The following is a 12,798-nucleotide window of genomic DNA, read 5'->3' on the forward strand; positions in this document are numbered from 1 at the left end:
TTAATATTTTTATAACAATAAATTAACCGTTGGTTTTTGGGGGGATAATCAATTTTGTCCTATGATTAAAAAGACTAAATAAGAATTAATTTGTTGATGCAGTTAAATGGATTTTAGGTGGTTACATGAAAGAGACTCTAATACCTTCAAAAGTAGAAGTTAAGACAATAGAAGGTGATGCGTACACTTTGAATAAATCTGGTGAACCAACAAAGATAAATGTTGGGCAATCCATTAGTGCGGATGAGGTTTTATTTACTGGCTATGATGCGAAGGTTGTTGTTCAGATTAATGGAAAGTTAGTAACTATCGATAAAAACTGCATAAGTTGTCTTGATGAAACAAAGCCAGAAGATCCATTACAAGTAAAAAATGTTGAAGGGGATATTGAACTAGACCCTACTCAATCAACAGATGATGTTGATATTGCAGCAATCCAAGACGCTATTTTAGATGGAGAAGATCCCACCGAAATTCTTGAGGCAACAGCTGCTGGTGAAAGCGGTACTTCTGCAAACAATGGTTTTATCACAATTGACTACCGCTATTACTCAAAAATAGCCGAGACTGACTTCAGTACTTCTAATGCTTTCTCTAATGACAAAGATAAGTTTATTGACATGCTTATCTCAGAAAGAAACGCTGAAGATATTCCGAATTTACCTACCGATCCTGATGTAGCCCCTCATACTCCAGGTTTTACTGTTGAAGATGTGAATACTGAGGCTAGCGGTCAGCTTATCGTATCAAACTCTACAAATAATGAAGTATATACGTGGACTATTACTGGAAATACAGTCAGTGAATTTGGTTCTTTGTCTATAAATTCTGTGACAGGTGAGTGGGAGTACATTTTAGACAATGACGCTTTATCTGTTCAGTCTTTATCTAATGGTCAAATAAAAACCGATGTTTTTGAGGTTACTGTAACTTCTAGCAGTGGTTTAAGTTCCGTTCAAGAAGTTACCGTTATTATTGTTGGTACTAATGATGAGCCAATTATTTCAGGTATATCTACAGCAGAATTAACTGAAGGAGATGTAGGAGACCCTGATCCAACAGTAAGTGAAGTTTTAACAGTAGAAGATATTGATGTAAATGATACGCATACTTGGACCATTTTAGAAGGTGGGAGTGGCGTTTATGGTGTTCTTACTATTAATAATGGGGTCTGGGAATATACGTTAGATAATTCTCGTGATGCAACACAAGCTCTTGGTCAAGGTGATGTTGTAACTGAAACATTTACTATTGAAGTTGATGATGGAAATGGTGGAACGGATCAACAAGAAATTGTTATCACGATCAATGGTACTAATGATGAACCTGTGATTAGTGGTACTAATTCTGGGCGTGTCGTCGAGGATTTAATTGACTCTGCTGAAGGTCAATTGATTGCTGTTGATGCTGATGCGGGTGATTCAATTACATGGTCTGTAACGGATCCAAGCCTAGGTATGTTTGGTTCATTAACTATTGATGCATCAGGTAAGTGGGTTTATAGCATTGATAATAACTTGTCTGCGACTCAAGCATTATCTAATGGAGAAGTTCAAACTGAAACGTTTGAAGTTGTTGCTGATGATGGTAATGGTGGCACCGTCACACACACGGTTACTGTTGAGGTTACCGGTACCAATGATCTTCCAGAAATTACGGACACATCGGTGACGACTGGTGCAGTTGAGCACCGTACAACAGAAAGTGCAACAGGCGATTTAATTCTTGAAGATGTTGATGCTCTTGATACTCACACATGGACAGTTGAAGCCAATAGTAATGATGATTTAGGTACTTTCAGCGTTGATGCGAATGGTAAATGGACATTTAACTTAAACACTAATTCAGCGAGCGTTATTGCTCTTGGCGTGGGTGAAACCTTAGATATTACCTATGTAGTTCAAGTTGAAGATAACCACGGTGGCATTGATTCTCAAGAAGTGACTATTACTGTTACTGGCTCAAATGATGGCCCAGTTATCAGCGGTACCGATACCGGTACCGTTGTTGAAGATACCGTGGCAGAAGCCAGTGGGCAGTTAGAAGCAACAGATGCAGATGTTAATGATACCGCAACGTGGTCAGTAACCGATGGTGCCGGTGTTTATGGCTCATTAACGGTAGATGCAACAGGCAAATGGACCTACGTTTTAGATAATACACTTACAGATACTCAAGCGATTTCAAATGGTGAAGTGAAGACGGAAACCTTTGAGATTGTGGTTGATGATGGTAATGGTGGCACCGTGACACACGCGGTGACTGTTGAAGTTACTGGTACTAATGATCTTCCAGAAATCACGGACACATCGGTGACGACTGGTGCAGTTGAGCACCGTACAACAGAAAGTGCAACGGGCGATTTAATTCTTGAAGATGTTGATGCTCTTGATACTCACACATGGACAGTTGAAGCCAATAGTAATGATGATTTAGGTACTTTCAGCGTTGATGCGAATGGTAAATGGACATTTAACTTAAACACTAATTCAGCGAGCGTTATTGCTCTTGGCGTGGGTGAAACCTTAGATATCACCTATGTAGTTCAAGTTGAAGATAACCATGGTGGCATTGATTCTCAAGAAGTGACTATTACTGTTACTGGCTCAAATGATGGCCCAGTTATCAGCGGTACCGATACCGGGGCCGTTGTTGAAGATACCGTGGCAGAAGCTTCAGGGCAGCTAGAAGCAACAGATGCTGATGTTAATGATACCGCAACGTGGTCAGTAACCGATGGTGCTGGTGTTTATGGTTCATTAACGGTAGATGCAACGGGTAAATGGACGTATGTTTTAGATAATACTCTTACAGATACTCAAGCGATTTCAAACGGTGAAGTGAAAACGGAAACCTTTGAGATTGTGGTTGATGATGGTAATGGCGGCACAGTGACACACACGGTAACTGTTGAAGTCACAGGTACTAATGATCTTCCAGAAATCACGGACACATCGGTGACGACTGGTGCAGTTGAACACCGAACAACAGAAAGCGCAACGGGCGATTTAATTCTGGAAGATGTCGATGCGCTTGATACTCACACATGGACAGTTGAAGCCAATAGTAATGATGATTTAGGTACTTTCAGCGTTGACGCGAATGGTAAATGGACATTTAACCTAAACACTAATTCAGCGAGCGTTATTGCTCTTGGCGTGGGTGAAACCTTAGAAATCACTTATGTGGTTCAGGTTGAAGATAACCACGGTGGCATTGATTCTCAAGAAGTCACTATTACTGTTACTGGATCAAATGATGGTCCAATAATCAGTGGTACCGATACCGGTGCCGTTGTTGAAGATACCGTGGTAGAAGCTTCAGGGCAGCTAGAAGCAACAGATGCTGATGTTAATGATACCGCAACGTGGTCAGTAACTGATGGTGCTGGTGTTTATGGTTCATTAACGGTAGATGCAACGGGTAAATGGACGTACGTTTTAGATAATACTCTTACAGATACTCAAGCGATTTCAAACGGTGAAGTGAAGACGGAAACCTTTGAGATAGTGGTTGATGATGGTAATGGCGGCACAGTAACACACATGGTAACTGTTGAAGTCACAGGTACTAATGATCTTCCAGAAATCACTGATACTTCCGTTATTGCTGGTGCTGTGACAGAAGAAACAACGCTAACAACAAGTGGTGATCTGTTTGTTGATGATGTGGATACTTTAGATTCTCATTCGTGGACGCTTCTCTCTTCAAATAACGATCCATATGGTTCTATTACTGTGAGCACAAACCCTGATGGTTCTGGTAAATGGGAATATACGTTAAACAATACTGCAGCCCAAGTACAAGCATTAGCTAATGGCGAAACTCATACCGTTGAATATCAGGTTCAAGTTGATGATGGACAAGGCGGTTTTACAACAGAAACAATTTCGATAGAAATTACTGGTACTAATGATGATCCTATTGTTTCTGGTCAATCAACAGGGTTAGTGAAAGAAGACACGGTAACGCAATCTGAAGCGGAAGGGCAACTGACTGTTGATGATGTGGATTTAATCGATGTTCATTCTTGGAGTGTCGATAATAACGCAGGAACTTATGGCTCCATTGTCATCGACCCTGCAACGGGGCTTTGGACCTATAGTATTGATAATTCGTTACCTGCAACACAGGCACTAACAGAAGGTGAAAGTGTTGAAGATACGTTCACTGTGACCGTTGATGATGGTCAGGGTGGTACTGATACGATTGAAATTATTATTACAGTTGTTGGTACAAATGGTGTGCCAATTATTGGCGGTGATACGGTTGGAGAAGTGACAGAGGATGTCACACTTACAACAACAGGTACGTTAACTGCAACAGATGAAGATGCTACAAGTTCATTTAACTGGAATATTGTTGGCTCAGATACGGGCACCTACGGAAAATTTACTCTTGATGCCTCAACAGGTGTGTGGTTATACACATTAGATAATGATGCAGCTCAATCACTTGGTGCAGGTGATGATCCGATCAAAGAATACTATACCGTAGAGTTAAGTGATGGTGCTGGTGGGATTATTACAGAAACGATTGAAATCACCATCAATGGTACTAATGATAAACCAGAATTATCTGGTCAAGCACTAGGTTCAGTAAAAGAAGACTCTATTGAAACAACTGAAGGGCAGCTGATTGTCGACGATGTTGATTTAACAGATACTCATACTTGGAGTGTTGAACCTGCGACGGGTAAGTATGGTTCTATTGTGGTTGATTCGAATGGAAAATGGACATACACCATTGATAATTCGTTGGATGTAACACAGCAACTGGCAGAAGGTGAATCTGGGGAAGACCGATTTATCGTTACTGTTGATGATGGTCAAGGTGGAACAGAGCAAAAAGAAATCGTTATTTCTCTGGAAGGGACCAATGATCTACCAAGTGTTGTAGATAGTAATGATACCGGTACTGTAACCGAAGATGGCGTACAAACTATATCAGACACATTGAGTGTAGAAGATGTTGATTTAACAGATACTCATAATTGGTTTGTCATCGGTGCAGATGAGTCTAAGTTAGGTAACTTCTCTATTGATGCCACTACGGGCGAATGGACTTATGTTCTGAAAAATGATGAAGCCCAATTACTCGCAAAAGATGAAACAGTAGTTGAAAGTTTTGTTGTTGTTGTCGGCGATGGAAATAATGGTTATGCACAACATACCATCGAAGTGACAATTGTTGGTACAAATGACAGACCTGAAATTACAGGTCGAACAACTGGTACTGCTGTAGAAGATATTATTCCGACAGCAACCGGTGCACTGACGGCTGTCGATGTCGATTTTACGGATACACATACTTGGCTTGTTGATGGTGGAGGTGTAGGGAAATACGGTACGATGACCGTTGACGCTAATGGAAATTGGGTTTATGCCTTAGATCCATCAAATCCTGATACGCAGGCTTTAGCTGAAAACCAGCAAGAATTTGAAACATTCACCATTGCAGTAGACGATGGAAATGGTGGGCAAAATGCAATTGTTATTACGGTTGAAATTTTAGGTACTAATGATGTTCCAATCATTGGTGGTAAAACATCTCAAACCATCATTGAAGATGATAAAGCATCGGTTTCAGGTCAACTAACTGATGGCGATGTAGATATTACTGATACACATACTTGGACTTTATTAACTGATCCTCAGGGATTATACGGTTCAATATCCCTTGATGAACATGGGAAGTGGACATATACCATCGATAATTCTTCGCCATTGACTCAAGGATTACTAGAAGGTCAAACGGAAAAAGAAAAATTTATTATTCAAGTTGAAGACCAATATGGTGCAATCGATACTGTAGAAGTTACCGTAAAAGTCAAAGGTACTAACGATGTCCCTGAATTATCAGGAGATCTAAGTGGCGTTGTAGAAGAAGATTCCGCAATCACTATGGTTAATGGTCTGCTTGAACCTGATGATAAAGATATTGGTGATACCTACACATGGACGCTTGATTCTAAAACAGGTTCATACGGAACCTTAACTTTAACAGCGGATGGCCGTTGGGTTTACAACTTAGATAACAATAAAGCATCGGTTCAGAGTTTATCTGAAGGCGAACGTGTTCAGGATGTTTTTACCGTAACGGTAACGGATAGTTTTGGTGCATCAACCTCAAAAGAAATTGTAATTGATATCGTTGGTGATAATGACCAACCATCAATTAGCGGTGCAACAACGGGAAGTACAATTGAAGGTACACCTGGAAAAGATGTCGCAACAGGTGAATTAACAGCTGTTGATATTGATACATTAGATACACATACATGGTCTGTTGTTACGCCTGATGGTGTATACGGTAGCTTAGTGGTTGATCCTAATACAGGTATGTGGACCTATCAACTGGATAATTCTCGTCCTGCGACTATCGGGATCTCTTCAGGACAAATTGTTCAAGATAAATTTGTTGTTCAAGTGGATGATGGTCAAGGTGGAACCAGTCAGATTGAAGTTGTTATTGATATTGCTGGTACAAATAGTGCTCCAGGCATTATTGGTGATACAACGGGAGAGATAAAAGAAGATGCAGTTGTTAATGTTATTGATGGAGATTTAAATTCAGGTGATTTAGATACTCAAGATACGTTAACGTGGGAAATTGTCGGCTCTACTGGTCAATATGGTCAATTTACCTTAGATCAAAATGGTCATTGGACATACACCCTAGATAATAGCAATAACACTGTTAATGGCCTAAAAGAAGGTGCAGAACTTGTTGATACGATAACGGTTAAAGTGACGGATTCATTTGGTGAAGTATCTGAAAAAGAAGTAGAAATCACTATTGAAGGTACAAATGATGCACCAACCATGTCGGGAGCGTTAACTGGTACGGTAGTTGAAGATACAACCACGACGATAGAGGGTCAGTTAAATAGCGGTGATCCGGATGTTGGTGATATTCATGCGTGGAATTTAGTTGATGGTGTCGGCCAATACGGTGCCTTAACTATGAATGCAAATGGTCGCTGGACTTATACCTTAATGAATTCTTTAGCTGCGGTTCAAGCTCTTGGTCCATCTGATACTTTAACAGAAATCTTTACTGTTATCGTGACAGATTCTCAAGGTGAATCAGTACAAAAAGACATCACTATTACTATTGAAGGTACTAATGATCTTCCGGAAGTAACAGGCGGAACGACAGGGGAATATATTGAAGATGTCTCTCCTGATGTAGTTACAGGTCAATTAATAGCAACGGATGTTGATGCCGGAGATACGACAACATTTGAAGTGAGAACCTATGTTGGTAACTATGGCACATTTTACTTAGAAGCTGATGGCTCATGGCGTTATGAAATCAATAAAGATTCAGCGGCAATACAATCGTTAAATGAAGGTGAAATGATCTCAGAGACCTTTACCGCGGTTGTTCATGATTCTAATGGTGGTTTTACTAACGAACAAATAGATTTCACCATTACAGGAACAAACGATAGACCTGTCGTCTCTGGAGATAATGCTGCGACGGTTATTGAAGATGCACAAGATTTCTTACCACCAGGTGAGACATTTAATGGTCAATTTACAAAAGTAACAGGCAATGTTGTTGCTGATGATATTGATCTAGGTGATGAAGTCGTTAGTTGGCAAGTTATTAACGGAAGTGGTGTTTATGGTATTTTCACTATTGATGAAAATGGTCAGTGGACATACTTGTTAGACAATACTGACCCGGACACAAATGCACTTAACTTTGGTGATGTACGTACAGAAGTTTTCCAAATCACAGCAACAGATAAGCACGGTGGTATTTCAGAACCATTTGAGGTGACAATCACTGTTGAAGGTAATACCGATCCTGATGGCGGTGGCGGCGGTTCATATGATGAAGTGATTGATATCGATTCAGTCGAAGAAGGTGTTGATGGCGATGGAAATGCAATTGGTGGCGGTAGTTCAGGTACGATAGATCTTCCAAGTGGCTGCGAAATTACCAGTGTTGATGGAACCTCCTCGGTTGATGGTGGATTATTTGGTTCATTAACCGTTGATAACGATGGTAACTGGGTTTATGACGTTGCTGATGATAAATCGTATGTAGACTCATTATGTGAAGGCCAAGAAGTTACAGAAAAGTGGGTTGTTACTGTTCAAGTTAGTTGTGTTGAACCTGATGGAACGATTGTAACTAAAACAGAAAAGGTTTTAGTTAATGTCACAATTACAGGTTCTAATGATGTTCCTGTGATTGTTGCCGATACACCTACGGGGGAATTAGGAGAAGTAGTTGAAGATGATATTCTTGAGGTATCGGGTCAACTAGAAGTCGTGGATCCCGATTCATGTGATACTCATACATGGTACTTAGTTGACGTAGATGGAAATAAAATCGGTACATTAGATCCGAGTGGTGAAAACATCATCATTCAAGGTGTGTATGGTGAATTAACTTTAAATCAATCGACAGGTGAATGGACGTATAAGCTGGATAACGATAGTGAGATTGTACAGGCGCTAACACCAGATCAAATCGAAAAAGAATACGTACGAGTTGTTGTTGAAGACGATAAAGGTGCTGTGAGTTCAGATTCGACGATTAATATCAATATTATTGGTGTGGCCGATGATGCACCAGCTGTTGCGGTTATTGAAGAAATTGAATTCAAAGAAGACGGTTCCCCATTAACACAAACAGGCGTCTTGGATGATGTTGCAGGTTTAACACCAGAACTAACATGGAACTTAGTGACAGGAGATGGAACTTACGGTCACTTAACGTTAGATAATAATGGTAATTGGACTTATGTTCTTGATAATGATTCATTAGCCGTTCAACAGCTGAATGAAGGTGAATTAGTTACCGATACCTTCAGTGTTACCGTTGTTGATAAATTTGGTAAAACCGTCGTTGATGAAAATGGTGATCCTCTTGAAATGATTTTCAAAGTTGATGTCACTGGTACTAACGATGCACCAGAAATATCAGGACAATTGACGGGGACGATATCGAATATAGATTCTGATGGACGTATTTCAGGAAACTTAAATGATGGTGATGTAGATACTGGTGATACACACACTTGGTCAGTTGCTGATAATCAAGGTGATTACGGTCGTTTAATGTTAGTTAATGGAAAATGGACATATACATTAGACACAAGTTTAGATGCAGTTAAATTACTTGGTGTTGGAGAAACGCTATCTGATACGTTCGAAGTAACAGTAACAGATTCATATGGTGAAACATCAACAGAAACAATCACCGTAACTATTGATGGTTCAAATTTACCACCAGAAATAGCTCAAGATGATCAGATCGTCATGGAGTTAAAAGAAGACGAAAAAATAACGGATTCTAATACATTAGTTGTAACCGATCCTAACGGTGATGATGTCACTTTTGATGCCAAAACATTAACGGGTACTTACGGTGTATTTACGGTCGATGAGAACGGTGTTTGGACATATGAACTTGATAACGATGCAGCACATATTCAAGGTTTACGTGAAGGTGAAGTAGTATCAGAAACTTTTACAGTGTTTGCTGTCGATGAACATGGTGCGAAAACAGCTCAAGAAGTAACGATCAATATTACTGGTACTAATGATATACCTAAGATATCAGGAATGGATACAGCTTCTGTAGAAGAAGCAGATGGCAGTACAGCGTCAGGAAACTTTGTTACTTCCGATGTAGATGTTGGTGATAATGTAGTTGTCTCTCCTGGTGCACAAGGGAGTTATGGTTCAGTCAGCGTAGATAACAATACTGGCCGTTGGACTTATACGGTAGATGGAAATGATCCAGCGGTTAACAGTTTATCAAAAGGTGAAACGTTAACCGATACGATCACTATTATTGCAACGGATGATGCAGGTGACACGGCAGAGATGACCATCACGATTACTATTAATGGTGAAAATGATGCTCCAGACCTTGTTGTGACTGTTCCTTCTGAGGTGACAGAAGATACCGCTCTTAATGCTGATGGTAATCTTGAGGTAACAGGTAATTGGGATGATGGTGATCCTGATACAGCGGATACCCATATTTGGGAAGTACTAAGTGGCGATAGCTTGGGAACCTTAACTTTTGATCCTAACGGTGATTATAAATTAGTAATCGATAACTCAGCGTTAGAAATACAGCAGCTAGGCGTTGGTGAATCACTGGATTTAACCTATACCGTTAAAGTGACAGATGAACATGGTTTAAGTAGTACACAAGACATTACCTTTACAGTAAATGGTACTAACGATGACCCTGAAGTTGTGGATACCAGTATTCTTTCTGTTGATGTAGAAGAAGATGGCATTGGAACTCAGACTCAGTCAGGGCAGCTAGATATTACAGATATAGATTTAAATGATACAACGTTTGATTTCAGTGTCACTACATCACCTACAGATGCTTATGGTTCTGTAACCGTGGATGCTAACGGGAAGTGGACTTACGTATTAAATAACGATAAAGCTCAAGAGATTGGTGATGAAACGATTACAGAAACGTTTACGATTCAAATTGATGATGGAAATGGTGGTGTAATTACACAAGACGTTATCGTGAATATCACAGGTACCGATGATGACCCTATTATCGATACGACCATTCCACAAGTAACCGAAGGTACGGTAGTCGAAGACGGAACACTAACAGCAACAGGTCAAGTTGCTTATGTGGATCCAGAAGGGGATGCGATTAATTATAATGTGATTAATTCTCCCTCTTCACCTTATGGTACGTTTACAGTTGATGCAAATGGCGTATGGACTTATGAGCTATTGAATGGTTTAGCCCAAGAAATTGGCGTTACTGGTGCTCAAGAAACCTATACCATTGAAGTAACGGATCAAACTGGCGGAACAATACAACAAGTAATTACTATCAATATTACAGGTGAGAATGATAATCCTACGGTTGATGCATCAAGTATCATTATTGGAAGTGTTGAAGAAGATGGTACCGCTACCGCCAGTGGTCAATTAGATGTATCGGATGTGGATTTAACTGATACCAGTTTCACTTACACTGTTGTTTCAGGTCCAAATACCGCAGCAACACCTGGAGATGTTACTGGATTATATGGCGAGCTAACTGTTGATGCTAATGGTGAGTGGAGTTATCTTCTGGATAACGATAAAGCTCAAGCTTTAGGTGATATTGTTGCAACTGAAATTTTTACAATTGAAGTTTCAGATGGTAATGGTGGAACAGTAACCCAAGATATTACGGTAAGCGTGACTGGGCATGATGACCAGCCAATTATTGATGCAGGGGCAACTCAGGAAACGACAGGAACGGTTGTTGAAGATGGAGAGCTACATGCAGAAGGAACGATTACATATCTGGATCCAGAAGGTACATTAATTGGCTATACTGTTTCAACAACATCAACACCTTTATATGGCACATTCATTGTTGATCCTGCAACAGGTAAATGGGAATACGATTTAATTGATAGCTTAGCACAAGCAATTGGTGCTGATGGGGCACAAGAGTCTTTAGTTATTGATGTTACTGATGCGACAGGACAGGTAACACAGCAAGTCATTACTATTGATATTACAGGTGAGAATGATGCTCCAGTTATTACTGGAACCACTACCGCTGATGTCAAAGAGGGCGTTGTTGAGACGGTTTCTGGTCAATTAAATGCAACCGATGCAGAGAGTGATCCGATAGGATGGCAAATCTCCTCATCATCTTCAGCTACAGGTGTTTATGGTACGTTAAGCATCAATGCTGCAGGGTTATGGACATATGTTCTTACTGAAAACAGTACCTTGGCATTAGCAACTGATACGACAGATGTTTTCACTGTTGAAGCATCAGATGGAAAAGGTGGCATTACTCAACAAGTCATCACTGTTGCCGTAGCTGCTCCTAATGTGGTTCAAGGAGTTTCTGGCTCAGATATTTTAACTGGAACGACAAATGATGAATTGTTGTTTGGTAATCCACTAGATTTATCTGATGCGGGAACGGCTGATACATTCACATGGACAAATGCATCGATTGGTGGAGATTTAGCTCGCGATATCATTAAAGATTTTGACGTAAATAGCGACAGAATTGATTTAACTGACATCGCTAATATCACCACTGTCTGGGATTCGGCAACGCTTGCTTCTCAAATACAAATTTCAGAAGTTGATGGTAGTACTGAAATTTATATCAATGAAGCAGGGAGCACGGTTCAAACCATTGTTGTCGATGATGTTACTCTAGATGAGTTAACTGGAGAATCAACAGCATCAATGACTGATGAAGAGAAATTAACGTCACTTACGAATTCAGGACATTTAGTTGTGTCTGAAAGTTTTGGTAATGAAGCGAATAATACATTATATGCTTCAGGCCAAAACGACATTCTAACCGGTGGTGGCGGTAATGATATCTTCTATTTTGCAGATGAAATTGCAGGCAGTTCAGCTTCACCAGCTCAAACATCCATTGCTGACTTTGCTGTTGATGGGGTTGCAGCTAATAATGAAGCAGATATTCTTGATTTAGCTGAGTTATTGCCTGATTCAATTCAAGCTAACTCAACCATGGATGATATGTTGCAACACATTAATGTGAATATTGATGATAGCAACTCGCAAACTGTATTATCTGTTACCGATGAATTAGGAAATCAAACAGACATCACTCTAAAAGGTGTTGATAGTACAACACTAGGTATCAGTGATTTAGGCTCTATGAGTGATCAAGATATTTTAAGTACACTTTATAATGATTTTAATATGTTTAAAGTAGATTAATCACTTCTGAAGTAGTGAAAAAAGGCGAGAAGGATCATCCTTCTCGCCTTTTTTATTAATTTTTCATTTGATT

General features: G+C 39.9%; 1 protein-coding gene. It reads left to right on the forward strand.

The features are described 5' to 3' along the window. Positions 1 to 125: 125 nt before the first annotated feature. Positions 126 to 12,725, forward strand: coding sequence for a retention module-containing protein (locus GNP81_RS05215; protein ID WP_155674533.1), 12,600 nt, complete (start codon positions 126 to 128; stop codon positions 12,723 to 12,725). Positions 12,726 to 12,798 lie beyond the last annotated feature (73 nt).

Origin of the sequence: Aliivibrio fischeri, from assembly GCF_009727955.1 — a bacterium.
In the GTDB taxonomy this organism is placed as follows: Bacteria; Pseudomonadota; Gammaproteobacteria; order Enterobacterales; family Vibrionaceae; genus Aliivibrio; species Aliivibrio fischeri_A.

Coding starts and splice junctions, on each gene's coding strand:
- GNP81_RS05215 (WP_155674533.1), top strand. CDS start 126: ATGAAAGAGACTCTAATACCTTCAAAAGTAGAAGTTAAGACAATAGAA.